Source organism: Mycobacterium paraense (assembly GCF_002101815.1).
Classification (GTDB): Bacteria; Actinomycetota; Actinomycetes; order Mycobacteriales; family Mycobacteriaceae; genus Mycobacterium; species Mycobacterium paraense.
This window is the reverse complement of the sequence record NZ_LQPM01000019.1, coordinates 48,041-72,963: the sequence shown is the minus strand read 5'-3', so window position 1 is coordinate 72,963 and position 24,923 is coordinate 48,041. Positions and strand designations below refer to the sequence as shown.

Annotated in this window: 21 protein-coding genes and 1 pseudogene; 9 read left to right on the top strand and 13 right to left on the bottom strand. The window is 68.8% G+C overall.

The annotated features are described in order from the left end of the window. Positions 1 to 17 precede the first annotated feature (17 nt). From ku to AWB89_RS16365, 3 genes are all read right to left on the bottom strand, one after another. Positions 18 to 938: a non-homologous end joining protein Ku gene (gene ku / locus AWB89_RS16375; RefSeq protein ID WP_085098840.1), complete on the bottom strand. Its 921-nt coding sequence runs from the start codon at positions 936 to 938 to the stop codon at positions 18 to 20. A 71-nt stretch (positions 939 to 1,009) separates the two neighbouring features. Next, positions 1,010 to 1,921, bottom strand: coding sequence for a carbohydrate kinase family protein (locus AWB89_RS16370; protein ID WP_085175064.1), 912 nt, complete (start codon positions 1,919 to 1,921; stop codon positions 1,010 to 1,012). Continuing rightward, positions 1,918 to 3,333, bottom strand: a complete 1,416-nt coding sequence (locus tag AWB89_RS16365; protein WP_241520515.1) for a mannitol dehydrogenase family protein — start codon at positions 3,331 to 3,333, stop codon at positions 1,918 to 1,920. The genes AWB89_RS16370 and AWB89_RS16365 overlap by 4 nt, the downstream gene beginning before the upstream one ends. Before the next feature lie 50 nt (positions 3,334 to 3,383). On the opposite strand from AWB89_RS16365, the gene AWB89_RS16360 reads away from it, so the two are divergent. Both AWB89_RS16360 and AWB89_RS16355 read left to right on the top strand, forming a co-directional pair. Next, entirely contained in the window at positions 3,384 to 5,651 is a 2,268-nt protein-coding gene (locus AWB89_RS16360; protein WP_085175062.1) for an ATP-dependent DNA ligase, read from the top strand. Then, a complete protein-coding gene (locus tag AWB89_RS16355) occupies positions 5,648 to 7,588 on the top strand; it encodes a fumarylacetoacetate hydrolase family protein (protein WP_085175060.1) in 1,941 nt (646 codons plus the stop codon). The genes AWB89_RS16360 and AWB89_RS16355 overlap by 4 nt, the downstream gene beginning before the upstream one ends. Before the next feature lie 63 nt (positions 7,589 to 7,651). Here the strand turns inward: AWB89_RS16355 and AWB89_RS16350 are convergent, their stop codons facing one another. Beyond that, entirely contained in the window at positions 7,652 to 8,569 is a 918-nt protein-coding gene (locus tag AWB89_RS16350; protein WP_085175057.1) for a class I SAM-dependent methyltransferase, read from the bottom strand. A gap of 83 nt (positions 8,570 to 8,652) precedes the next feature. On the opposite strand from AWB89_RS16350, the gene AWB89_RS16345 reads away from it, so the two are divergent. After that, positions 8,653 to 9,450 carry an enoyl-CoA hydratase/isomerase family protein gene (locus AWB89_RS16345; protein ID WP_174627841.1) on the top strand — a complete coding sequence of 266 codons (798 nt, stop codon included), beginning with the start codon at positions 8,653 to 8,655 and terminating at the stop codon, positions 9,448 to 9,450. Between the two features lie 252 nt (positions 9,451 to 9,702). Here the strand turns inward: AWB89_RS16345 and AWB89_RS16340 are convergent, their stop codons facing one another. The 4 genes from AWB89_RS16340 to AWB89_RS16325 form a co-directional block, all read right to left on the bottom strand. Beyond that, positions 9,703 to 10,569: an LLM class flavin-dependent oxidoreductase gene (locus tag AWB89_RS16340; protein ID WP_085098862.1), complete on the bottom strand. Its 867-nt coding sequence runs from the start codon at positions 10,567 to 10,569 to the stop codon at positions 9,703 to 9,705. A 91-nt stretch (positions 10,570 to 10,660) separates the two neighbouring features. Then, the gene (locus tag AWB89_RS16335) at positions 10,661 to 11,425 is read right to left on the bottom strand and encodes an STAS domain-containing protein (RefSeq protein WP_085099798.1); all 765 of its coding nucleotides are present in this window, start codon (positions 11,423 to 11,425) and stop codon (positions 10,661 to 10,663) included. 397 nt (positions 11,426 to 11,822) lie between these two features. Next, positions 11,823 to 12,995: a DUF4873 domain-containing protein gene (locus AWB89_RS16330; RefSeq protein WP_085175091.1), complete on the bottom strand. Its 1,173-nt coding sequence runs from the start codon at positions 12,993 to 12,995 to the stop codon at positions 11,823 to 11,825. A gap of 11 nt (positions 12,996 to 13,006) precedes the next feature. Then, complete coding sequence (locus AWB89_RS16325; protein WP_085175053.1) at positions 13,007 to 13,912, bottom strand: AurF N-oxygenase family protein; 906 nt, start codon at positions 13,910 to 13,912, stop codon at positions 13,007 to 13,009. Between the two features lie 120 nt (positions 13,913 to 14,032). On the opposite strand from AWB89_RS16325, the gene cobF reads away from it, so the two are divergent. From cobF to AWB89_RS16310, 4 genes and pseudogenes are all read left to right on the top strand, one after another. Next, positions 14,033 to 14,776, top strand: coding sequence for a precorrin-6A synthase (deacetylating) (gene cobF / locus AWB89_RS16320; protein WP_085175051.1), 744 nt, complete (start codon positions 14,033 to 14,035; stop codon positions 14,774 to 14,776). A 5-nt stretch (positions 14,777 to 14,781) separates the two neighbouring features. Beyond that, positions 14,782 to 15,027 (top strand): annotated as a pseudogene (locus AWB89_RS28015) (DNA-formamidopyrimidine glycosylase family protein); the annotation flags it as partial. Positions 15,028 to 15,174: 147 nt separating this feature from the next. Continuing rightward, on the top strand, positions 15,175 to 15,645 hold the full coding sequence (locus tag AWB89_RS28010) for a zinc finger domain-containing protein (protein ID WP_241519391.1): 471 nt from the start codon (positions 15,175 to 15,177) through the stop codon (positions 15,643 to 15,645). Positions 15,646 to 15,739: 94 nt separating this feature from the next. After that, complete coding sequence (locus AWB89_RS16310; protein WP_085175046.1) at positions 15,740 to 16,489, top strand: SDR family oxidoreductase; 750 nt, start codon at positions 15,740 to 15,742, stop codon at positions 16,487 to 16,489. Positions 16,490 to 16,501: 12 nt separating this feature from the next. Here the strand turns inward: AWB89_RS16310 and AWB89_RS16305 are convergent, their stop codons facing one another. Continuing rightward, on the bottom strand, positions 16,502 to 17,827 hold the full coding sequence (locus AWB89_RS16305; protein ID WP_085175044.1) for an oxygenase MpaB family protein: 1,326 nt from the start codon (positions 17,825 to 17,827) through the stop codon (positions 16,502 to 16,504). A 108-nt stretch (positions 17,828 to 17,935) separates the two neighbouring features. Here AWB89_RS16305 and AWB89_RS16300 point away from each other — a divergent pair, with 108 nt between their 5' ends. Continuing rightward, positions 17,936 to 18,508: a TetR/AcrR family transcriptional regulator gene (locus tag AWB89_RS16300; RefSeq protein WP_142282557.1), complete on the top strand. Its 573-nt coding sequence runs from the start codon at positions 17,936 to 17,938 to the stop codon at positions 18,506 to 18,508. A 21-nt stretch (positions 18,509 to 18,529) separates the two neighbouring features. Here the strand turns inward: AWB89_RS16300 and pgi are convergent, their stop codons facing one another. Next, positions 18,530 to 20,194, bottom strand: coding sequence for a glucose-6-phosphate isomerase (gene pgi, locus AWB89_RS16295; protein WP_085175040.1), 1,665 nt, complete (start codon positions 20,192 to 20,194; stop codon positions 18,530 to 18,532). 52 nt (positions 20,195 to 20,246) lie between these two features. Beyond that, entirely contained in the window at positions 20,247 to 20,564 is a 318-nt protein-coding gene (locus AWB89_RS16290) for a chorismate mutase (protein ID WP_085098889.1), read from the bottom strand. A gap of 236 nt (positions 20,565 to 20,800) precedes the next feature. On the opposite strand from AWB89_RS16290, the gene pcrA reads away from it, so the two are divergent. Continuing rightward, positions 20,801 to 23,146, top strand: a complete 2,346-nt coding sequence (gene pcrA, locus AWB89_RS16285; protein ID WP_085175038.1) for a DNA helicase PcrA — start codon at positions 20,801 to 20,803, stop codon at positions 23,144 to 23,146. Between the two features lie 84 nt (positions 23,147 to 23,230). On the opposite strand, the gene AWB89_RS16280 is transcribed toward pcrA, so the two are convergent. Together AWB89_RS16280 and AWB89_RS16275 are read right to left on the bottom strand one after the other, a co-directional pair. After that, positions 23,231 to 23,812: a hypothetical protein gene (locus AWB89_RS16280; RefSeq protein ID WP_170929135.1), complete on the bottom strand. Its 582-nt coding sequence runs from the start codon at positions 23,810 to 23,812 to the stop codon at positions 23,231 to 23,233. 1 nt (position 23,813) lies between these two features. Continuing rightward, positions 23,814 to 24,872 (bottom strand): M23 family metallopeptidase, encoded by a 1,059-nt coding sequence (locus AWB89_RS16275; RefSeq protein ID WP_241520514.1) that lies wholly within the window; start codon positions 24,870 to 24,872, stop codon positions 23,814 to 23,816. Positions 24,873 to 24,923: the final 51 nt, after the last annotated feature.

The window sequence follows — 24,923 nt, the reverse complement described above, 5'->3', positions numbered from 1 at the left end:
GACGCAGGCGAGCGCCGTCAGGATTTCGACGCGGCTTTCTTGGCGGGGGCCTTCTTCGCGGTGCTCTTCTTGGCGCCCGAGCTGGATCCGGCCTTCTTCGCCGGCGCCTTTTTCGCCGCCGCCTTCTTGGCGGGCGCCTTGCCGTCGCCGGAGCGCGCCTTCACGCTCGCCTCGAGCTTGGCCAACAGGTCGGAGACGTCCTCGGTCTCGTCCAGTTCCTTGGGCTGCTCCTCGACGGTAAACGCTTCGCCGCCTTCGAGTTTCGCTTCGATCAGCTCCTGCAGCTGTTCCTGGTAGGTGTCGTGGTAGCGGTCGGGGTTGAAGTCTTCGGCCATGGACTCCACCACCTGGCCGGCCATCTTGAGTTCCGCCGGCTTGATGTCGACCTTCTTGTCCAGCACGGGAAAGTCGGGATCGCGGATCTCGTCGGGCCACAGCAAGGTGTGCACCACCATGACGTCGCGCTTGCCGAAGTCCTTGACGCGCAACGCTGCCAGCCTCGTCTTGTTGCGCAGCGTGAAGTGGACGATGGCCATCCGATCGCTCTCGGCGAGGGTTTTGGCCAGCAGCACATAGGATTTGGAGGACTTCGAATCCGGCTCGAGGAAGTAGCTGCGGTCGAACAGCATCGGGTCGACCTCGCTGGCGGGGACGAACTCGAGCACTTCGATTTCGCGGCTGCGTTCTTCGGGCAGCGTCGCGAGGTCGTCGTCGGTGATGATCACCGACTGACCGTCGTCGGACTCGAAGGCCCGGGCGATATCACGGTATTCGACGACCTCGCCGTCCTTCTCGCAGATGCGTTGGTAGCGGATGCGGCCGTTGTCCTTGGCGTGGACCTGATGGAACTTGATGTCGTGGTCCTCGGTGGCGCTGTACACCTTGACCGGCACGTTCACCAGCCCGAACGCGATCGAACCCTTCCAGATGGAGCGCATGCACTCAGTATGCCCATACCGTCTCTAGCAAAACAGCGCGGTGGGCCGCGCGGCGGGATATTCGGGCACAGCTAATTTCCCGTCCCGGTGGAATGGGCCTGCAGGGCGGCGCGGTCGGGGAGGTCGGCGCCGGCGCGGCCGACGGTGAGCGCCGACATCAGGCTGGCGAACTCGAGCGCCGCCGTCAGCGCATCGAGCCCGATCCGGCGCAGGGCGGCCCGCCGGTCGGCCCCGAGAAACCCCCAGAGCGCGTCGAGCAGGCCGACCATGAACGCGTCGCCGGCGCCGACGGTGTCCACCACCGCGACCGGCCTGGCGGCCACCCGGGCCCGCCCGGCCTCGCAGAACGCCAGGGCGCCCCGCTCACCCATGGTCACGACGACCACCGCGGGTCCCGACGCCAGCCACGCCCGGGCGGTCCACTCGGGTTCGTGCTCGGGATCGATCCACCTCAGGTCCTCGTCGCTGGCCTTGACGATGTCGCTGCGCTCGACGAGGCGGGCGATGCGGTCGCGAGCCATATCGCCGTCGGCGATGAACGACGCGCGCACGTTGGGGTCGAACGTGAGGGTGGCCGACACCCGGTACGCGTCGAGCAGCGCCGCGACCGCGAGGCAGCCGGGCTCACGCACGGCGGCAATCGATCCGGTGTGCGCAAACAGCGGCGGCGTGACTTCGGGAGTGCCGGACAGCTGCCAGTCCAGGTCGAACGTGTAGGCCGCCGACCCGTCAGCCGCGATCGTCGCCACCGCGGTCGGCGTCCTGTCCGCCGACGTGCTTCCCGGAACCAGTTGCGCACCAGAGCGTTTGACGTATTCGGCGATGCGGCGGCCGCGTTCGTCGTCGCCGATGCGCGTCAAAAAGTCGACACCGCGGCCCAGCCGGGCGAGTCCGACGGCGACGTTCAGCGGGCTTCCGCCGACGTGTTCGACGTGGTCGACGATGTCGATCAACGCCTCACCGATCACCAGCCCGCGGGTCATCCGCCCGACCCGTTCAGCAACCAGTCCAGGGTCGCCCGCGCCCCGCGGGCGTGCAGCGAATCCAGTGCCTGGCGGTAGGCCTCGACGAAGCGCGGCTGCCGCGCGAGGTCGCCGAACAGTTCCGCGTTCTCGATGAAGGCGGTCGGGTGCAGCCGCTGCGCCCGCGCTGCCGCCGTCACGAGCTCCGCCATGTTGTCGACGACCTCGATGGGTTCGCCGCGCTCGTCTACCCCCTCGGCGTAGCGCGCCCAACTCGCGACGGTCGCCGCCGCCAGCCGGATCGGGCCGCCGGCGCGCAGGTTGTCGCGGACCACCGGCAGCAGCCATTTCGGGATGCGGTCCGAGGAGTAGGCGCACAGCCGTGCCACGGTGTCGCGCACCCCGGGGTTGGCGAAGCGCTCGATGAGCCCGCGGGTATAGGCGCGCAGGTCGATACCGGGGACGGCGCGCAGCGTCGGCACCGCCTCGGAATCGAAATAGGCCAACAGCAATTCGGCCAACAGCGGGTCGCGTGCCGCGTCGTGCACCATGCGGTACCCGCACAGCGCCGCGAAGTAGCACAGGCACTGGTGTCCGGCGTTGAGCAGCCGCAGCTTCATCGCCTCGTACGGGGCCACGTCGTCGACCAACAGCACGCCCGCCTCGTCGAGCGGCGGCCTGCCGTCGGCGAAATCGTCCTCGAGCACCCACGCGGCGAACGCCTCGGCCAGTACCGGCCACTCGTCGGCGACGCCGAAGTCGCGCTCCACGGTGGCGACGATGTCCGGCGTGGTGACCGGCGTGATGCGGTCCACCATCGAGCAGGGGAACCGCGCGTGCTCGGCGACCCAGTCGGCCAGGCCGGGTTGCAGCGCCTCGGCGTGCGCGAGGACCGCGCCGCGCGCGACGTCGCCGTTGTGTTCGATGTTGTCGCACGAGACAATCGTCGGCGCCGCGATGCCGCGGTCCCGACGGCGGGCCAGCGCCTCGGCGACCAGGCCGAAAACCGAGCCCGGGTCCCTGATCTGGTAGCCGCCCTCGGTGATGGTCATCGAGATGATGCGGGTCGCGGGTGCGGCCAGTCGCTCGATCGTCGCCGCGGGATCGTCGGGTGCGTAGCGGTACTCGACGATCGAGCCGATCACCCGCGCCTCGCGGTTGCCGCCGGGATCTTCCAGCACCAGCGTGTACAGGTTGTCCTGGGCCCGCAGCACGTCGCGCATCCGGCGGTCGGCCGGCAGCACGCCGATGCCGCAGATGCCCCATTCCCGCGCCATCCCACGCTCGAGCAGGGTGTCGAGGTACGCGGCCTGATGGGCGCGGTGAAACCCCCCGACCCCGAAGTGGGCGATGCCGACCACGACGCCGTCACGGTCATAGCTCGGTGTCGCGATCGGCAGCCGCCCCAGGGTGGCGCTGCTCAGCCGGACCACGCTGTCGACGGTACCGGCGCGGGACGGGCGAAAACACGTAGGTTGAGATCATGGCTTCAACGGCGCCGGCGCGGGTCAAGCTGACCAACGCGGACAAGGTGCTGTATCCGGCGACGGGAACCACCAAAGGGGAGGTCTTCGACTACTACACCCGCATCGCCGAGGTGATGCTGCCGCACGTCGCCGGGCGCGCGGCCACCCGCAAGCGCTGGCCCAACGGCGTCGAGCAGGAGTCGTTCTTCGAAAAGCAGCTGGCCTCCTCGGCGCCGGACTGGCTGCCGCGCGCCAGCGTCACCCACCGGTCCGGGACGACGACCTATCCGATCATCGACAGCCCCGACGGGCTGGCCTGGATCGCACAGCAGGCCGCGCTGGAGGTGCACGTGCCGCAGTGGCGGTTCGTCGCCGAGTGGACCCGAAGCAGGGCCGAGGAGCTCAAGCCCGGCCCGGCAACGCGTTTGGTGTTCGACCTCGATCCCGGCGAGGGCGTGACGATGCCCCAGCTGTGCGAGGTGGCCCACGCCGTGCGGGATCTGATGAGCGATATCGGCCTCACCCTTTTCCCGCTCACCAGCGGCAGCAAGGGTTTGCACCTCTATGCGCCGCTGGACAACCCGGTCAGCAGCAAGGGCGCCACGGTGCTGGCCAAACGCGTTGCCCAGCAACTGGAGCAGTCGATGCCCAAGCTGGTCACCTCGACCATGACCAAGAGCCTGCGGGCGGGCAAGGTGTTCCTCGACTGGAGCCAGAACAACGGCTCGAAGACCACCATCGCGCCGTACTCGCTGCGCGGGCGCGAACAGCCGACCGTCGCGGCGCCGCGCACCTGGGAGGAGCTCGAGGATCCCGATCTGCGCCACCTGCGGTACGACGAGGTGCTCGACCGCGTGGCGCGCGACGGCGACCTCCTGGCGGCGCTGGATGCGGACGCACCGGTCAGCGACCGGCTCAGCAAGTATCGCAGCATGCGGGACGCGTCGAAGACTCCCGAGCCGGTCCCGGCCGGGAAACCCGTTACCGGCCAAGGCAATACGTTCGTGATCCAGGAGCACCACGCCCGGCGGCTGCATTACGATTTCCGGCTGGAGCGCGATGGTGTGCTGGTGTCGTGGGCGGTGCCCAAGAACCTGCCCGAGACGACGTCGGTCAACCACCTGGCGGTGCACACCGAGGATCACCCGCTGGAATACGGCTCGTTCGAGGGGAACATCCCCACGGGCGAATACGGCGCCGGCAAGGTCGTCATCTGGGACGCCGGCACCTACGAGGCCGAGAAGTTTCTCGACGACGAGGTCATCGTCAACCTGCACGGCAACCGGATCTCCGGGCGCTACGCGCTGATTCAGACCAACGGCGACCAGTGGCTGGCGCACCGGATGAAGGATCAGAAGGTCTTCGAGTTCGACACCATCACGCCGATGCTCGCCTCGGAGGGCTCGGTGGCAGCCTTCAAAGCCGGTCAGTGGGCGTTCGAAGGCAAGTGGGACGGCTACCGGATCCTGGTGGAGGCCGATCACGGCGCCTTGCGGATCCGGTCCCGCCGCGGCCGCGAGGTCACCAAGGAATATCCCCAATTGCGTTCGCTGGCGGCCGATCTGGCCGACCATCACGTCGTGCTGGACGGCGAGGCGGTCATCCTGGACGACAACGGGGTGCCCAGCTTCCACGAGATGCAGAATCGGGGCCGCGGCGCCCGCGTCGAGTACTGGGCGTTCGATTTGCTCTACCTCGACGGCCGCTCGCTGCTGCGGGCGCGCTACCAGGACCGGCGCAAGCTGCTGGAAACCCTTGCCAGTGCGGGCAATCTGATCGTTCCCGACCTGCTGCCCGGGGATGGCGCGCAGGCGCTCGAGCACTCGCGCAAGCACGGCTGGGAGGGCGTGGTCGCCAAGAAGCGGGACGGGACGTATCAGCCGGGCCGGCGTTCGGCGGCGTGGATCAAGGACAAGAACTGGAACACCCAAGAGGTCGTCATCGGCGGCTGGAAGGCAGGGGAGGGCGGACGCACCAGCGGCATCGGCTCGCTGCTGATGGGCATCCCGGCGCCCGGCGGGCTGCGCTTCGCCGGGCGCGTCGGCACCGGCTTCACGGAGCGGGACCTGGCGAAGCTGAAGAAGACGCTGGCGCCGCTGCAGACCGACCGGTCGCCGTTCGACCCGCCGCTCCCCAGGATCGAAGCGCGGGGCGTGACGTACGTCGAGCCGGTCCTGGTCGGCGAGGTGCGCTACAGCGAGTGGACCCCGGATGACCGGTTGCGCCAATCGAGTTGGCGCGGGCTGCGGCCGGACAAGAAACCAAGTGAGGTGGTGCGCGAGTGAAGTGGGTGACCTTCCACGGTGACGACGGCGAACGCGCCGGCGTCCTCGCGGGTGCGGACATATTCGCGGCGCCGCCGGAGTTGACGCTGCTCGAGCTGATCGGGCGCGGCACCGACGGGCTGCGCGAGGCCGGCGAGGACGCGCTGCGGTCGCCGTCGGCGGTGGTGCGGCTCGACCAGGTGAGGCTGGCGGCGCCGATCCCGCGCCCGCCGTCGATCCGCGACTCGCTGTGCTTTTTGGACCACATGCGCAACTGTCAGGCGGCGCTGGGCGCCGGGCGGACGCTCGCCGATACCTGGTACCGCATTCCCGCCTTCTATTTCGCCTGCCCGGCAACTGTTTTGGGCCCTCACGACGACGCGCCGATGGCGCCCGGGAGCGCTTGGCAGGACTTCGAATTGGAGATCGCCGCGGTGATCGGCACCGCGGGCCGCGATCTGACCGTCGAGCAAGCCGAACGCGCCATCATCGGCTACACCATCTTCAACGACTGGTCCGCGCGGGACCTGCAGCAGCTGGAGGGCCAACTCGCGATCGGGCAGGGCAAGGGCAAGGACAGCGGGGTCACGCTGGGCCCGTACCTCGTCACGCCCGACGAGCTGGCGCCGCACCGCCGCGACGGCAGGCTCGACCTGCAGGTGACCGCCATGGTCAACGACACCGTGATCGGTTCGGGGTCGACCGCCCAGATGGACTGGACCTTCGGCGAGGTCATCTCCTACGTCTCGCGCGGCGTGACGCTGACCCCCGGCGACGTCATCGGCTCCGGGACGGTGCCGACCTGCACGCTCGTCGAGCACCTCAATCCCGCTGCGCTGGAATCGTTTCCCGGCTGGCTGCGCGACGGCGACGTCGTCATCCTGCGCGTCGACGGCCTGGGGGAGACCCGGCAGACCGTGCGCTCCAGCGCAGCGCCGCACCCGTTGCCCGCCCGGCCCAACCCGGACGCCGCGCCCGCCCCCACGCGGGTCAATCACGCTCCCGCCAAGGTCCCGTACACCCGCGGACTGCACGAGGTCGCCGACCGCGTGTGGGCGTGGACGCTGCCCGACGGGGGCTACGGGTGGAGCAACGCCGGACTGGTGGCCGGCGACGGCGCGTCGCTGCTCGTCGACACGCTGTTCGACCTGGCGCTGACCCGCGAGATGCTCGACGCGATGAAGCCCATCACCACGGCCGCCCCCATCACCGACGCCCTGATCACGCATTCCAACGGCGACCACACCCACGGCAACCAACTGCTCGACGCGTCGGTGCGCATCCTCGCCGCGCGGGGGACCGCCGACGAGATCGCGCACGGGATGGCGCCCGAGATGCTGGCCATGGTGCAGACCGCCAACCTCGGTCCCGTCGCGACGCCGTACGCGCGGGATCGCTTCGGGCACTTCGACTTCAGCGGCATCACCGTGCGCAACGCCGACCAGACGTTCGACTACGAGCTGACGATCGACGTCGGCGGCCGGCGGGTCGATCTGCTTAATCTCGGCCCGGCTCACACGGCGGCGGACTCGGTGGTGCACGTCCCCGACGCGGGCGTGTTGTTCGGCGGCGACCTGCTCTTCATCGGCTGCACCCCCATCGTGTGGGCCGGACCGATCGCCAACTGGATCAGGGCGTGCGACGTGATGATCGCTCTCGACGCGCCAACCGTCGTGCCGGGCCACGGCCCGGTCACCGATCCCGACGGGATCCGCGCCGTCCGTGGCTATCTCGCGCACGTCGCCGAACACGCCGAGGCCGCCCACCGCAGGGGGCTGTCCTGGGCCCAGGCCGCGGACACCATCGACCTCGGCGAGTACGCGAGCTGGCTGGACGCCGAGCGGGTCGTCGTCAACGTCTACCAGCGCTACCGCGAACTCGACCCCGCCACACCGCAATTGGAGGTGATGGCACTGCTGGTCATGCAGGCCGAGTGGCTCGCCAAGCGGTCCGCGTGACCGCCAGAGTGCAACTACCGACGCGTTCCTCGAGAAGGGGTGTCGGCAGTTGCACTTTCGGGGCTAGGGCCGGACGGCCCGCAGGAACGTGATCCTCGCGGCCGCGCCCTGCTGCCCGTGCTCGTCCAGCGGCGGCAGGGCGGCCGCGGCGAACAGGTCGGCGAGCGAAAACGTGGTCGTGTCCCACCCGTCGGCGCGCAGGTGCGCGGCCACGTCGGTGTGCTCGCCCGGATAGGTCAGCGCGGCGATGTCCATGTCGAGCCCCTGCCGTCGCCAGCCCTCGGCCGTGCGCCGCGCCTCCTGTTGTGCCTGCTGCGAACCGTCATTGAGCGAGCCGAAGTCGGCGGCGAACCGGCTGCCCTCGCTCGACAGCGGGGTGATCGAGTCCAGCAGGCGGACTTCGGCCTCCGGCGGCAGCCAACCGATGAGCACGCCCTCGGCCAGCCACGCGGTGGGCTGGGCGGGGTCGAAGCCCGCGTCCTGGAGCGCCGCCGGCCAATCCTCGCGAAGATCGATGCCGATCGTGCGGAGTTCGGCGGTGGGGGCCGCGCCGGCGGCCGACAGCGTCGCGGTCTTGAAGGCGATCACCTCGGGCTGATCGATCTCGTACACCGTCGTCCCGGCCGGCCACGCGAGGCGGTACGGGCGGGCGTCCAGCCCGGAGGCGAGGATCACGACCTGGCGCACACCCTCCTTGCCGGCGGCGGCGAAGTAGTCGTCGTAGAACCGGGCCCGGGCCGCGAACGTGTCGACAATTCGGGGGAATCCGACGTCCCTCTCGATGTCGTCGGAATCCAGCTCGCCGCTGGCCAACTTGGTGAACACGTCGAGCCCGACGGCGCGGACGAGCGGCTCGGCGTACTCGTCGGTGATCACCGGCTGCGGCCTGCGGGTCGCGGCCGCTCGCGCGGCGGCGACCATGGTGGCCGTGGCCCCGACGCTGTTGGCCAGGTCCCAGGTGTCACCCTCGGTGCGTGCCATGGCTTCTCCTTCGTTAGGCGGCAAAACCACGGTATGCCTCCCCGATAAAAACCGATGTCCCCTACGGTTTGGGGATGCCCGCAGTGGAATTCGAAACTCTCGAGGACAACATCGCCCGCATCACGCTGAACCGGCCCGAGCGGCTGAACGCGATCGACGGGGCGCTGATCGACGGCGTGGACCAAGCCCTGGACGCGCTCGGCGGCGGTGACTACCGGGTCGCGATCCTGACCGGCGCCGGACGGGGATTCTGCGCCGGGGCCGACCTGAGCGGCACCGGCGAAGCCTGGACCAAGCCGAAAGCGAACACCCCGGCGTTCAAGGTCAACTACGACAGCCAGGTTCGCCTGGCCGACTTGTTCACCCGGCTCTACGAGCTGCCCACCCCGGTGATCGCCGCGGTCAACGGCGTCGCCGTCGGGGGCGGGTTGGCCTTCACGCTTGTCAGCGACATCCGCGTCGCTTCCGAGCACGCCCGGTTCGGATCGGTGTTCATCAAGGCCGGCTTCTCGTCGATGGACATGGGCACCAGCTACCTGCTGCCCAAGATCGTCGGCGCGGGCGTCGCGCGAGAGCTGATGCTGACCGGTCGCATCATCGACGCGGACGAGGCGTATCGCATCAAGCTGGTGCACGAGGTGGTGGCGGCCGATGAGCTGATGGCGGCGGCGCTGCGCAAAGCCCGCGAGATCGCCGCGAACAACGCGTATGGCGTGTGGCAGACCAAGATTGGGCTCAACGCGGCGCTGGACGCGCCGAGCCTGCGCCACGCCATCGAGCTGGAGAACCGCACCCAGATCCTCACCGGATTCACCAACAACCCGACCGAGGCGGCCAGGGCGCACATGGAGAAGCGCGCACCCACGTGGGATCCGCTGTGAGGTTTGGCGGCGGCCCGTCTCGCCCGGCTTCGCCGCGCTCGCGACCGCCGCTGTGAGGTTTGGCGGCGGCCCGTCTCGCCCGGCTTCGCCGCGCTCGCGACCGCAGCTGTGAGGTTTGGCGGCGGCCCGTCTCGCCCGGCTTCGCCGCGCTCGCGACCGCCGCTGTGAGGTTTGGCGGCCGCCCGTCCCCCAGCTCCGCGGGGGTACCCCCAGCGCCCGGCTTCGCCGCGCTCGCGACCGCCGCTGTGAGGGCTAGACTTTCGCGATCACGTTCTCCGCGAACATCTCCAGGTTGCGGATCTTGTTGTCCAGCGGCTCGGTGTCCTTGCCCATGATGTAGGGGATGCGGAAGCCGACGATCACGTCGGTGACGCCCTTGTCCTCGAGCCGCTTGACGCCGTCGACCGTGAAGCCGTCGACCGAGATCACGTGAATCTCGAACGGGCCGGTCTTGCCCTCCTCCTCGCGGAACCGCTTGAGCTTGGCGATCAGCCCGTCGAGTTCCGCCGGGTCGCCCCCGCCGTGCATCCAGCCGTCCAACCGCGCCGCCCGGCGCAGCGCGGCGTCAGCGTGCCCGCCGATCAGGATCGGGATCGGCTTGGTGGGGGCCGGGGTCATCTTGGTCTTGGGGATGTCGTAGAACTCGCCGTGGAATTCGAAGTAGTCACCCGTGGTGAGACCCTGGATGATTTCGATGCATTCGTCCATTCGCTTGCCGCGCTTGGCAAATGGGACGCCCAGCAGCTCGTAGTCTTCGGGCCACGGACTGGTTCCCACGCCGAATCCGACCCGGTTGTCGGTCATGGCGGCCAGCGAACCGATCTGCTTGGCCACCAGCGCCGGCGGCCGGATGGGTAGCTTGAGGACGAAGAAGTTGAACCGCAGCGTCGAGGTCACCGCACCCAATGCCGATGTGAGCACGAAGGTTTCGATGAACTCCTTGCCGTCCAGAAACTCCCGATTCCCGTCGGGCGTGTACGGATACTTCGAATCGGACTCGAAGGGGTAGGCGATGCTGTCGGCGATCGTCATGGCGTGATAGCCGGCCGCCTCCGCCGCCTTGGCCAGCGGGATGTAATAGCGAAAGTCCGTCATCGCCTCTGCGTAGGTGAACCGCACGTCATCTGCCTTCCTCGAGGGACCGTCACACCAGATTAGAACGTGTTCTACTTTTACCCGTGCGAGGGCTCCCGAACAAGGCGTAAGGCGGTCAGAGCTGGTTCTCGGGCCCGATGACGGCCCACACCGTCTTGCCCGACGAGGTGGGGGTGCTGCCCCAGGCGCGCGACAGCGCGTCGACGATAGCCAGCCCGGAGACGTCGATGCCCTTGTCCGGCGACGGCAGTCGCAGCGCGGGCGTGCTGCTGGCGTCGGAGACCGCGATGGTCGCGGTCGTGCCGTCGGTCTCGACCCGCATCATCGGCACGCTTCCGGTGTGTTCCAGCACGTTCTCGACGAACACGTTGACCACCACCAACGCCACCGGGATGAGCGCGGATTGCGACCAGGCGGTGAGCCACTCGCGGACCAGCCGGCGCGACTCGCGCAGGCTGGTCAGGTTGGCGGGCAACTCGGCGTCGGCGTGCTGCACGGTGCGGCTGGTGAGCCGGCCGAGCGCCTTCATCGCCCCCTTCTCGTTCGCGTACACCGGCATGAAGCGGGCCACGCCGCTGCGCGTGATCGCCTCGCGGGCGGCGCGATCGGCGCAGACCAGCACGATCGGGACGTCGGGCCGGGTATGAACCTGCCAGCGCACCCCGATGAAGCTCGACCACGTCGATTCCGCGGGCACGTGAAGTTTGGAGACGTTGACGATGACCGCGGACGGCTGGTCGAGGGTGGTCTTCATGATCATGTCGCGAAGCGCCGGGGAACTGCTGGCGTCGAGCTGACCCTCGACCGTGAGGATGACGACCGACTCGTCCGTTCGCGTCGCCACGGCGAGCGAACTCGGGGACTCAGCTACTGCGCTCAACGCAGCCACCCCTTTCGGTTCAGGGCTCCATCCTCGCCGATCTCGACGTCCGAAACAGCGCCACGCAAGTGCGCGTGTCTCAATAGCAATTTAGGCGCATGGAATCGGAACTGAAAAGAAGGCGGGCGCAATGTCGTAGTTCGGCCTTCCACTCCCATATCCCCGCTCCTCGAATTCCCGCCCGGCTAATTGCTGGAGAATCCGCCCCCCTCGGCGGCACACCCACGCCGCGACGGCTCGCCTGCCGCAGCACACACGCGCGCCGGACCAATCCGCTCAGCGCGCGTGCCAGCCTCCCCTTTGAGATGAAAATTAGAGTAAAAGGATTACCCGTCCGCCACCGTCGGCAAACCAGCGATGGTGCGGCGCGCAGCAAACGGCGCAGAATCCGTGGCTGCTAGCGCAGTGCGTACGGCGGGGAGCCGACCCCGGCGACCGTGTGCGTGCCCCACGGGGTCTGCTCGACGACGCGCGCAGCCGCGCTGCGCTCGCCGACCGTCAGGGTGGCGGTCCTCGTGTCGTTGAGGGCCGCCGCGCCGAAAACCGTGCCTTGCCAGTGGTAGCGGCCGTCGATCGGGTCCAGGTGGCCCGCGAGCCGCACCCGCACCGGGTGCTCGGCGCCGGCGATCGTCAGCGTGGCCGCGCCCTCATAGGTCGCATCCCGGCCGGCGCCGGCGGTCAGTTCGAACGCCGACGCCACCGGTTGGGGCTGGGCGGGTTGCAGGTAGGCGCGCTCGTTGAAGACCTGGTAGCTGCTGCGCCGCACCTCGATGCGAGTGCTGTCGGTGCGTTGCATCAGGCCGACGCAGTCGGCGATGTAGCGCGCCTGCGCGTCGACGCCGGGGCCGTCGATGAAGAAGTAGTTGGGCAGGCCGTGGACGGCGACCCCGAAGTAGGGCTCGGTGCCGTCGGCCCAGAGCTGGCCGGCGCTCACGCCGCCGGGGCCGAGCAGCGCCGCCTCCGGTGTGCGACCGGGGACGGCGAACCCGGTGCCGTAGACGATGGCGTCGACGCCGTGCTCGGCCCCGTCGCCGGTGCGGATGCCCGACGCGGTGACGGCGCTGATGGCCGACCGCACCAGCGCGACCCGCGGCTCCGAGGTGGCGGCCGGCCGGAGGCGCCGGCCCAGCCAGCGCCTGACGCGGGTGGCGGGGAGCGGCAACTCGTCGACTATCCGCCGCGGCGGGTGCGCGAACACGGTGACCGCGGCCGCCGACGCGGCCAGCCGGGGCAGGTGGTGACCGGCGGTGGCGTCGGCGCCGACGATCGCGACGCGCTTACCGGTCGCGTCGAAGCCGGGTGGCCACTGCGCCGCGTGAAACGATTCGCCGCGGAAGCCGTCGCGCCCAGGGATGTCGGGCAGCCACGGGGCCTGCGCCGGTCGGCTCGCGGCGATGACGACGCGGGCCCGCGTCGTTTCGCCCTCGGCCGTCGTGAGCACCCAGGTGTCGGTGTCGTCGTCGAATCGTGCGGCCGGGACGTCGCGCCCGAGCGTCGCGACATCGGCGACGCCCGCCGCCTGCAGCGCCGCCCGCGCGCATCCGCCGCCGGCACACTGGCCGACGACCATGACGTGGTGGGTCACAAAAACCTGCTGCGCTTCCAGCCGCGGCGCGCGATGGGCCCCAGCAGGCCCACCTCGGTCAAAAACGCCGCCAGGGGAGCGAACCCGGCGACCTGCATCTCGCGGCGGTGCGGGCTGGTGCGCGCGATCCTGCGGGCCCGCTTCGAGTCCAGACCCACCCGGGCGTAGGGGACAGGGTTGCTGAACAGGTAGTTGAAGAAGTAGCCGCCCAGCCCGTTGATGTTGGCCATGAACCACCGGTTGAGCCGTGGCATCTCGGTGACACGCTTGCGGGCGCCGTCCCGGGCGAACTGAATGTGGCGCGCTTCCTCGGTGACGTGAATCCGCATGAGGCGCTGGATGATTGGCTGCAATTCCGGGTCGTCCATCATCTGCCGCTGCAGCGAGTCGAAGATCTCCTCGCCGATCAGCGCGGCGATCCACAGCATCGAGCCGCGCTGGAACGCCAGCGGCAGGGCGTTGATGATCCACCGGTGGAAAAGCCGCGGCCGCACCGGCTTGGCGCCGACCCGCTCGATCGCCTTGCCGAACATGACCATGTGGCGGGTCTCGTCGCCCAGCTCGGTCAACTTGTAGTGCGTCGAGGAGCTCGTCGGGTCCTCGTGCAGGATGGTCCGCAACAACGACTGGTTGAGCATGTTCTCGAACCAGATCCCGGCCGAGAGCGTGTTGACCAGTTCCTGGCGCGACAAATCGATTTGTTGCTCGCGGGTCATTTCGTCCCACATCGGCGTGTTGTACAAGGACACCAGCCGCGGCGGCAGATAGAACTTGTCCGGATCCAGCGGGGCGTCCCAATCGATGTCCACGATGGGCTCGTAGGACTTCTTGACCGAGCCCTTCAGCAAACGGTCCGAGAACTCCTCACGACTCGGGCCGGTTGGCTTCACCACCGTGGTCATTCGCTGGCGTCCCTTCATTGGGTGCTTCAGACGGTACCCATGGTACTGGGTACTTGGGGTCCCGGCTAGGCCTTCGAGGTCTCGATTCGGCACCCTGATTTAAGCAAGAAGGAGGGTTTCTTGGCTCGGCATATTCACGTGATCGGCATCGGGGCCGGCGATCCCGACTACGTGACGGTCCAGGCGATCGAGGCGCTGAACGACACCCAGGTCTTCTTCGCGATGGACAAGGGTGAGGGGAAAAGCGACCTGGTGGCCCTGCGACGCGAGATCTGCGCGCGGTTCATCCGGGAGCCGGGCTACCGCTTCGTGGAGTTGCCGGACCCGAAACGCTCGACCGGGGCCGACTACCGCGAGGCCGTCTCGGATTGGCACGCCGCGCGGGCGCGGGTCTGGGCGGCGGCCATCGCCGCCGAACTCGGTCCCGACGGCGTGGGTGCCTTCCTGGCCTGGGGTGACCCGTCGCTGTACGACAGCACCCTGCGGATCCTGGATGCCATCACGGGCGAGGTCGAGTTCAGCTTCGACGTCATTCCCGGCATCACCGCGGTGCAGGCGCTGACGGCCCGGCACCGCATCCCGCTCAACGAGGTGGGCGAGCCGGTCCTGGTCACCACCGGACGGCGGCTGCGCGAGCACGGTTTGGCAGGCTCGGCGGTGGTGATGCTCGACGCCGACTGCTCGTTTGACGTGTGCCCGCCCGGCACCCGCATCTGGTGGGGCGCCTACCTGGGCACCGCCGACGAACTCTTGGTGGCGGGCTCGGTCGGCGAGGTCGGGCCGCGCATCGCGGCGCTGCGGGCCGAGGCCCGCGCGCGGCACGGCTGGATCATGGACACCTATTTGCTCAGACCGGCAGACTGAAGGGCGTGCCCGAACTGCCGGAGATCGAAGCGCTGGTCGACCATTTGCGGCGCCACGCCGTCGGCTCGACGATCGGCCGCGTCGACGTCGGCGCGCTGTCCGTGCTCAAGACCTTCGACCCGCCGACGACCGCCCTGCACGGCCAGCCCGTGACGGGCGCCCAGCGCTGGGGCAAGTACCTCGGGCTGCAGGCCGGGCCGCTGTTCTTGATCGCCCACCTGTCGCGCGCGGGCTGGCTGCGGTGGTCCGACAAGCTGGCCCCGGCGCCGCTGCGCCCCGGCAAGGGGCCGATCGCGTTGCGCGTGCACCTGGGCACCCCCGGCGAGGCGCCCGGGTTCGACCTCACCGAGGCCGGCACCCAGAAGCGGCTGGCGGTGTGGCTCGTCGACGACCCGCAGCTGGTGCCCGGCATCGCCGCGCTGGGCCCCGACGCGCTGGAGCTCAGCCCCGAAGACCTGGCCGGGCTGCTGGCCGGCAACGGCGGCCGGATCAAGACCGTCATCACCGACCAGAAGGTGATCGCGGGGATCGGCAACGCCTACAGCGACGAGATCCTGCACGTCGCGAAGATCTCGCCGTTCGCCACGGCGGGCAAGCTGTCCGCCGAACAGCTCACCGCCCTGCACGACGCGATGATCTCGGTGCTGACCGACGCGGTGAGCCGCTCCGTCGGCCAGGGCGCGGCGATGCTCAAGGGGGAGAAGCGCTCCGGGCTACGCGTTCATGCCCGCACCGGGTTGCCCTGCCCGGTGTGCGGGGACACCGTGCGCGAAGTGTCGTTCGCGGACAAGTCTTTTCAGTACTGTCCGACGTGCCAGACGGGTGGCAAGGTGCTGGCGGACCGGCGCATGTCGCGGCTGCTCAAGTAGCGCCCGCCGCTCTCGAGCGTCGACTTGTTGTGCGGAAAACCGCCTATCGAGCCCAACAACTCGACGTTGGGCGGGCACTCGCTATGCTGCCGGGGTGACTCGTCAGAAGATCCTCATCACGGGCGCCAGTTCCGGCCTGGGCGCCGGGATGGCGCGATCCTTCGCCGCCAAGGGCCGCGACCTGGGCTTGTGCGCCCGCCGCACCGATCGCCTCGATGAGCTGAAAGCCGAACTGACGCAACGGTATCCGGGCATCAAGATCGCCGTCGCCGCGTTGGACGTCAACGACCACGAGCAGGTGCCGAAGGTCTTCGCCGAGCTCAGCGACGAACTGGGCGGCATCGACCGCGTCATCGTCAACGCCGGCATTGGAAAGGGCGCCAAGCTGGGCTCCGGCAAGCTGTGGGCGAACAAGGCGACCATCGAGACGAACCTGGTGTCCGCCCTGGTGCAGATCGAAGCGGCGCTGGAGATGTTCACCAAGAGCGGCTCGGGCCACCTGGTGCTCATCTCGTCGGTGCTGGGCAACAAGGGTGTGCCGGGCGTCAAGGCCGCCTACGGCGCGAGCAAGGCGGGGTTGAGCTCGCTGGGCGAATCGCTGCGCGCCGAATACCGCAGCGGCCCGATCAAGGTGTCGGTGATCGAGCCGGGCTACATCGAGTCGGAGATGACGGCCAAATCCTCGAGCACAATGCTGATGGTGGACAACGAAACTGGAGTCAGGGCGCTCGTTGCCGCCGTTGAGCGCGAGCCGGGCCGCGCGGTGGTGCCCTGGTGGCCGTGGGCGCCGCTGGTCCAGCTGTTGCGGGTGCTGCCGCCCCGGTTCACCAAGGTGTTCGCGTAGCGGGCCGGTTGGTCAGTGTGGAACCGGCGTGTAATGCGCCGCGTCGGTGGTGAATTCGGGTTTGCCGTAGGTCGCCAGCCGCAGCCTCAGTAGTGCGATGACATAAGCGTCGGTGACGTCCCTCAGCACCGGGACGCGGCTGGCCTGGCTCACCGCGGTGAAGCGCCCGATGATGAAGGGCGCGGTGAGGGCGACCCGCAGCAGGTCCGTCGACCCGAGTGAAACGCCCATGGCCTCGGCCACCTCGCGATCGCCACCGCAGAACGTGCGGACGAAAGTGAGCTTGCTGAAACTCTTTTCGACCGCCTCGGCGCAGCGATCGAACAGGGTGGTGTCGGGCCGCAGGTAGGCCGCCATCGTGCCGCGGACCAGTTCCTGGCAGATGCTGTCGAAGCCGTGGCGCAGTAGCGCCGAGCGCGCGTGCATGACGTGGATGATGTCGGCGGGCTCCGCGGGCAGCAGCTCCTCGGGGAGGCCGAGCAGAAAGCAGCGATACCTGGCGAATTCGATGACGGCACGCTCTTCTTTGGTGAACTTCGTCCGGCCTTGTTGGCGCGCCTTGCGGGCCAACAGGTACTGGCCGATCATTCCCGCCGGCATCTGGTCGACCTGCGGCACCGGCATGCCGTAGACGGCCGTGTCCCATTTGTCCGATTTCTTCAGGGCGTTGTAGCGGACCATCGAGTGCATCAGCCGGACCATGGCCGCGGCCTCGAACCCCGGGCCGTACCGGTCCAGCGCCCCGGGCAGCGTCGTGACGGCGAAGAAACTCGCCGTTTCGTTGACCCGCCGTGCCGCGCGCTTCCCCGAGAGCGCGCCGGTCAGCGCCATCGGCAGCGCGGCATAGGTGTTGGTGAACGTCGCGATGAAGGCTCCCCGCGTGATGAAGGGGGCCAGCAGCGCCGCCGGAATGCGTTCTTGGCGAGCGCCCTCCCGAACGAGGTCGAAGTCGATCCACTCCGGGGTGGCCTCCATCGCGGCGATGAACGCGACGAGCTCGGGCGGCGCCTCGGGCACGGCGTCGAGCCCCTCCCGGCAGGCCCTCTTGACCATGTCGATGAGATCCGTGACGCTGCGCGTGGCCATCAGCGCCGCGTACGGATCGGCGACGACGTCGCCGAGCAGGGTGGCCGTGCTGATCAATTCGAGGACGCGGTCGTCTTCCAGGATCGGCGCGCGGTCGGCGACCCAGGCGGGCAGGGCGGAGTCGACGTCCGGCTCGGTGGCCAGGCGATCCGGCGCCCGGTCGAAGTCAAAGTCGCCGTAGAGATCGGGCTGCAAATCGCGCTGGCTGCGGACACGTCGCTCGAGCTCGGGGTAGTACGTGGCCTTGGACATCACCAGCCGCCTCCCGCTAACTAACAGTTAGTGAGTAATACTCACAAGGTGTTAGTTATGCTGTCAAGCGTGACCACGTCGTCGCTGTCGTCGCCCGCGAAGCGCCGCATGACCGCCGAGGGTCGGCGCGAGCAGATCCTCGACGTCACGCACGCGATCGTCGAGGCCGAGGGGTTCCACGCGGCCACACCGAACCGCATCGCGGAGCAGGCCGGCATCAACCGGTCGTTGATCTATCAGAAATTCGGCGACTTGGCGGGGCTGTTCGTGGAGCTGATCGACCGCGAGGCGGCCCGCGCGGGCGCGCAGTTCGCCGAGGCGATCTCGGGGTTGGATGCGGCCGCCGAAAATCAGTCGCTGGTGCTCGCGTTCGACGGGGTGCTGGCGGCCGTCGACGCCCACCCGGCGACGTGGCGGCTGTTCCTGTTCCCGCCGCAGGGCGCTCCGCCGGAGTTGTATGCCCGCCTGGCTCAATCGGAGGCCGCCGTCATCGACTTCTTCGTCCGCGAACTGCTGCGCATCAATCGCCAGTTGCACGATCCCGAATACACCGCCCGCGTCCTGCACGCCGCCGGCCGCGAACTGCTGCGGCTGCACCTCAGCGATCCGCAAACCGCGACCGTGGAGCGGCTGCGTACGTTTGTGCGGCGATTCGGTTCGGAGCTCGTCCCGACGGGTTGAGGGCGCGCCCCCCGCGAAAGGTCAGCTGGTGCGCCCTCTTTCGGTGCGGTAGCGGCGCACCAGGGCGTCGGTCGAGCTGTCGGACTGCGGCGCTGGCGAGGAGTCGGCGGTGATCACCGGAAGCAGCGCCTTGGCCTGCGTCTTGCCCAATTCCACCCCCCACTGGTCGAAGGAGTCGATGCCCCAGACGACTCCCTCGGTGAAGACCTGGTGCTCGTAGAGCGCGATCAGCTGGCCCAGCACCGACGGCGTGAGCCGGTCGGCCAGGATCGAGGTGGACGGCCGGTTGCCCGGCATCACCTTGTGCGGCACGACGTGGGCCGGCGTGCCCTCGGCCGCGATCTCCTCGGCCGTCTTGCCGAACGCGAGCACCTGCGTCTGGGCGAAGAAGTTGCTCATCAGCAGGTCGTGCATGCTGCCGGTGCCGTCGGCGGTGGCGAGGTCGTCGAGGGGCTGGCTGAAGCCGATGAAATCTGCCGGCACCAGCCGGGTGCCCTGGTGCAACAACTGATAGAAGGCGTGCTGGCCGTTGGTTCCCGGTTCGCCCCAAAAGATTTCGCCCGTGTCGGTGGTGACGGGTGTGCCGTCGGCGCGCGTCGACTTACCGTTGGATTCCATGGTCAGCTGTTGCAGATACGCGGCAAAGCGGGACAGGTCGTTGGAATAGGGCAGCACGGCGCGCGATTGGGCGCCCATGAAGTTGGAGTACCACAGCCCGATCAGGCCGAGCAGGACGGGCGCGTTGGACTCCAGCGGGGCCGTCTTGAAATGCCGGTCGACGATGTGGAATCCGGACAGAAAGTCGGCGAAGGCTTCCTTGCCGATGGCCGCCATCAGAGACAGGCCGATCGCCGAATCGACCGAATACCGCCCGCCGACCCAATCCCAGAACCCGAACATGTTGTCGGTGTTGATGCCGAAGTCGTCGACCAGTCGCTTGTTGGTGGACACGGCCACGAAATGCTTGGCCACCGCGGCGTCGCCCAGCGCGTCGGTCAGCCAGCGGCGCGCGGCGGTCGCGTTGGTCAGCGTCTCCAGCGTGGAGAACGTCTTCGACGCGACGATGAAAAGCGTTGTGGCCGGGTCCAAGTCGGCCAGCTTCGCGATCAGGTCGGCAGGGTCGACGTTGGAGACGAAGCGTGCCGAGATTCCGGCGTCGGCGTAGTGCCGCAGCGCCTGATACACCATCACCGGTCCCAGGTCCGACCCCCCGATGCCGATGTTGACGACCGTGCTGATTCTTTTCCCGGTGGCCCCGACCCATTCACCGCTGCGTAACCGGTCGGTGAAGTCGCCCATCCTGTCCAGCACCGCGTGCACATCCTCGACGACGTTCTGGCCGTCGACGATCAGCTCGGCGTCGCGGGGCAGCCGCAGCGCGGTGTGCAACACGGCCCGGTCCTCGGAGGTGTTGATGTGCACGCCGGAGAACATCTGGTCGCGCCGCTCTTCGAGATTAGCCGCGCGCGCCAACTCGACCAGCAGCCGCAGCGTCTCTCGGGTGACGCGGTGTTTGCTGTAGTCGATATAGAGGTCGCCGACCGTGACGGTCAGCTCGCGGCCGCGATCGGGGTCTTCGTCGAAGAACTGGCGAAGGTGGGTGGCGCCGATTTGTTCGTGATGACTGCGCAGGGCGTCCCACGCCGGGGTGGCGGTGATGTCGGGGATGGTTTGCACGGAGGTCATGATCCGACCCTAATGCGGTCCGACGGCGCCCGGCCAGGCCAGCGCGCCGCGCTCAGTGGCCGAGCCGGCCCCTGCCCAGCCGCAGCAGCAGCATCGCCAGGTCCTTGCCGTCGGGACCGAGTTCGCTGTAGCGCTCGATGACCTTCATCTCGCGGCTGTGCACCAGCCGGGTGCCGCCGGACGCCATGCGCACCTTGCCGATCGCCTGGGACACCTCGGCGCGCCGCTTCACCGCGGCGAGGATCTCGGCGTCCAATCGGTCGATCTCTTGGCGCAACTGCTCGATGTCGGTGGTCTCCTGGGACTCGACCATCTCGATGTTCATGTCTGTCAACTCCGCGTTCTCTTGATGTGGGGGTTCTGGTCTCATCCGTTATCGGGCCTCACAAAAGAGACGAGCCCCGAATCCGGAAGCGGACCACGGGGCTCTGCGAACGCAGCTACACCACGGGCACCGCTGGCCGGTACCCATAAAAAAATCGGCGCTGCATGTTGAGCACCAATCGAGTGTGCCACTAGGGGGCGCGACCACGCAAAACCGGGTCCGGCGCGCCGGGCCGCCTGGCCAGCAAAGTAGTCGGAGCCCGGCGGTAGATTTGGACCGACATGAGTGTGCACGTGACCGGTGATACTGAAGCCAAGTCGACCCCCGAGGCAGACCAGCTGCTCGATGGGCTCAACCCGCAACAACGGCTGGCGGTGGTCCACGAGGGCTCGCCGCTGCTGATCGTCGCGGGCGCGGGCTCGGGGAAGACGGCGGTCCTGACCCGGCGCATCGCTTACCTGATCGCGGCGCGGGGCGTCGGGGTCGGCCAGATCCTGGCCATCACCTTCACCAACAAGGCCGCCGCTGAGATGCGCGAGCGCGTGGTGCGGCTGGTGGGCAACCGCGCCCGGGCGATGTGGGTGTCCACGTTCCACTCGACCTGCGTGCGCATCCTGCGCAACCAGGCCTCGCTGATCGAGGGGCTCAACTCCAACTTCTCGATCTACGACGCCGACGATTCGCGGCGCCTGCTGCAGATGATCGGCCGCGACATGGGGCTGGACATCAAGCGCTTCTCGCCGCGCCTGCTGGCCAACGCCATCTCGAACCTGAAGAACGAGTTGATCGGCCCCGACGAGGCCGTGGCCAACCTGTCGGAGGACTCCGACGAGTTGAGCCGCACGGTGGCCACCGTCTACGGCGAATACCAGCGGCGGCTGCGGACGGCCAACGCCCTGGACTTCGACGACCTGATCGGGGAGACCGTCGCGGTGCTGCGCGCCTTCCCGCAGATCGCCCAGTATTACCGGCGGCGCTTCCGGCATGTGCTGGTCGACGAGTACCAGGACACCAACCACGCCCAGTACGTGCTGGTGCGGGAGCTGGTCGGACACGGGGACCAGGAGGATTCATCCGACGCAGCTGGTCGGGTGCCGCCGGCGGAACTGTGCGTGGTCGGCGATGCCGATCAATCCATCTATGCGTTCCGCGGCGCCACCATCCGCAACATCGAGGACTTCGAGCGCGACTATCCCGACGCGAGAACGATTCTGCTGGAACAGAATTACCGCTCCACGCAGAACATTCTGTCCGCCGCCAACTCGGTGATCGCCCGCAACACCGGGCGCCGCGAGAAGCGCCTGTGGACCGACGCCGGCGCCGGCGAGCTGATCGTCGGCTACGTCGCCGACAACGAGCACGACGAGGCCCGGTTCGTGGCCGAGGAGATCGATGCGCTCGCCGAGCGGGGCGAGATCACCTACAACGACGTCGCCGTGTTCTATCGCACCAACAACTCGTCGCGGTCGCTGGAAGAGGTCTTCATCCGCGCCGGCATCCCCTACAAAGTCGTTGGGGGAGTGCGCTTCTACGAGCGCAAGGAGATCCGCGACATCGTCGCCTATCTGCGGGTGCTGGACAATCCCGGCGACGCGGTCAGCATGCGGCGCATCCTCAACACGCCGCGCCGCGGCATCGGGGACCGCGCCGAGGCGTGCGTGGCGGTGTACGCCGAGAACACCGGCGCCAGCTTCGCCGACGCGCTGGTGGCGGCCGCCGAAGGCAGGGTGCCGATGCTGAACACCCGCGCGGAGAAGGCGATCGCGGGCTTCGTCGAGCTGCTGGACGACCTGCGGGGCCACCTCGACGACGACCTCGGCGAATTGGTCGAGCTGGTGCTCGAACGCAGCGGCTACCGCAGCGAGCTGGAGTCCTCCACCGATCCGCAGGAGCTGGCCCGGCTGGACAACCTCAACGAATTGGTCAGCGTCGCGCACGAATTCAGCATCGACGAAGCCAATGCGGCCGCGCTGGAGACTCCCGAGGACGAGGATGTGCCCGACACTGGCGCCCTGGCGGCGTTCCTGGAGCGGGTGTCGCTGGTCGCCGACGCCGACGAAATCCCCGAGCACGGAGCGGGTTTGGTCACGCTGATGACGCTGCACACCGCGAAGGGGCTGGAGTTCCCGGTGGTGTTCGTCACCGGCTGGGAGGACGGGATGTTCCCCCACATGCGGTCGCTGGACGACCCGACCGAACTGTCCGAAGAGCGGCGGCTGGCCTACGTCGGCATCACCCGGGCCCGGCAGCGGCTGTACGTCAGCCGGGCGATCGTGCGGTCCTCCTGGGGTCAGCCGATGCTCAACCCGGAATCGCGCTTCCTGCAGGAGATTCCGCAGGAGCTCATCGACTGGCGGCGCAGCGCCCCGCCGCCGTCGTCGTTCAGCGCTCCCGTGAGCGGTGCCGGTCGGTTCGGCGCGCCGCGTCCCTCGCCGGCCCGAGCGGGGGCCGGCAAGCGCCCGCTGCTGGTGCTGCAACCCGGCGACCGGGTGACTCACGACAAGTACGGGCTGGGCCGGGTCGAGGAGGTGTCGGGGGTCGGTGAATCGGCCATGTCGCTGATCGACTTCGGCAGCGCGGGACGGGTGAAGCTGATGCACAACCACGCCCCGGTCAGCAAGCTCTGACGCGCCGAACGTGACGTCAGGGCGAGATTTTCGCCAATTCTTCGCCGTCAGAACACGTTCGGCGCAACGGGCGCTTTAAAGGTGTCAGTCCGCCTGCAGCCAGCGTCTGGTTTGCGGGTGAAACGCCAGCGCCACGCTGGCGACCGGCAGCAGCCACAGCGTGTAGACGATCCACGCCACGCGGGCGCCGGCGATGAAGACGCCGCCGTAGGTCAGCACCGCGACCACCGCGCCGGCGGCGATGAGGTAACGGCCCAGCGGCCGATGCTGCAGCAGCAGGATCACCCCGGAGATCGTGGTGATCGCGAAGACCAGCGCGAGGAAGGCGACCGCGATGCAGAACAGGCGGTCGGTCCGCCACCACCCCGCGATCAGGTCGGTGGCCACCACCGACGTCGCCCAGCCGCTGACGATGGTGACGGCGCTGGCGGCGACGGCGGTCCGGCCGCTGGGCTCGTGGCCCGGCAGGCCCGCGAGCCCGCGCCGGACAGAGGACGTGCCCTGATCGGGGGCTGACTGCCGGGGAAGCTGCGTCGTCGGGGACTCCGGGACGACGGGCATCGGCCCGGTTGGTGCGCGCCGGATGATCCGCGTCTGCGATTCCGAGGGTGGTGCGGCGGCCTCGGGTGTGGGCGCAGGAGCAGCGGGGTCGTTGGGCGCGGTCACCTCAGCCAGCGTAGTTGCCGACGTTAAGACCCCGCTTAGCAAGCCATGGGACTGGGTCGATCCGTTCGGTTCCGCCCTGGAGCACCTCAAAGTGCAGGTGGGGGCCGGTGGAGTTGCCGCGGTTGCCCATGGTGGCGATCTGGTCGCCGGCCATCACGCGCTGGCCGACGCTGACCAGCGTCGTGTTGACGTGGCCGTAGAGCGTGACGGTGCCATCGGCGTGCCGCAGCTTGACCAGCGCGCCGTAGCCGGCGGCGGGCCCGGAGTCGATGACCACGCCGTCGGACACCGCATAGATCGGCGTTCCGATCGAGTTGGCGAGGTCGATGCCGGCGTGCAGCACGCCCCAGCGGTAGCCGAAGTTGGAGGTGAAGATGCCCTTCGTGGGCATGACGTAGAGCGGCTGCTGCAGCCGGGCCTCGCGCTGGGCGCGATCGTTGGCGTAGGCGACGCCCTTGGCGAGCTCCTCGTTGTGCACCGCCGCGTTCGCCGCGGGCTGGACGGCGACCACCTGGGCGCCGCGGATCGTGTTGCTGCCCGCCCCGCCGGACAGCGCCGACGCGTTGGCGGTCAGCACGGCCTCCGTCTTCGGGGTATCGGCGTGGCTGGTCGCCGTGTGGGCGGCGGCCGCCGCCGCGCCGGCGGCCATCGCCGAAATCAGCAGGCGCCCCCGGGCCGCGCTGGTCGGCTGCTTGCGGTGTTGCCCGCCGCGGCGGATGACGGGAATGACGTCGGTGATGTCCGAGTAGTTGGGGCGACGCGCCTCGGTCGCGGGGGCAGCGGGCTGGAACCGCGCCGGGACCGGCACCGCGGCCGGGGCAGCCAGCAGCAGCGGGCCCAAATCGTCCGTGTCGAGCAGGTCGTCGAGCTCGGGGGCGAGCAGCACCCGGGCTTCGTTGTCGAAGGTCGAGTCGTTGCTGAAGTCCAGATCATCGAGATCGGCGGACTCGTCGACGAAATCGAGGTCGTCGAAGTCGAACCCGTCGAGGGGCAGGATTTCGGTGACTTCGTTGCGGTGACCTTCGGTCCACCGGCCGCCTGCTGCGCGACCTACCCTCACCACGCCTGTTGTTTCGGCAGAAGGACGAGTCAAACGGTGCTGGGACAAGCT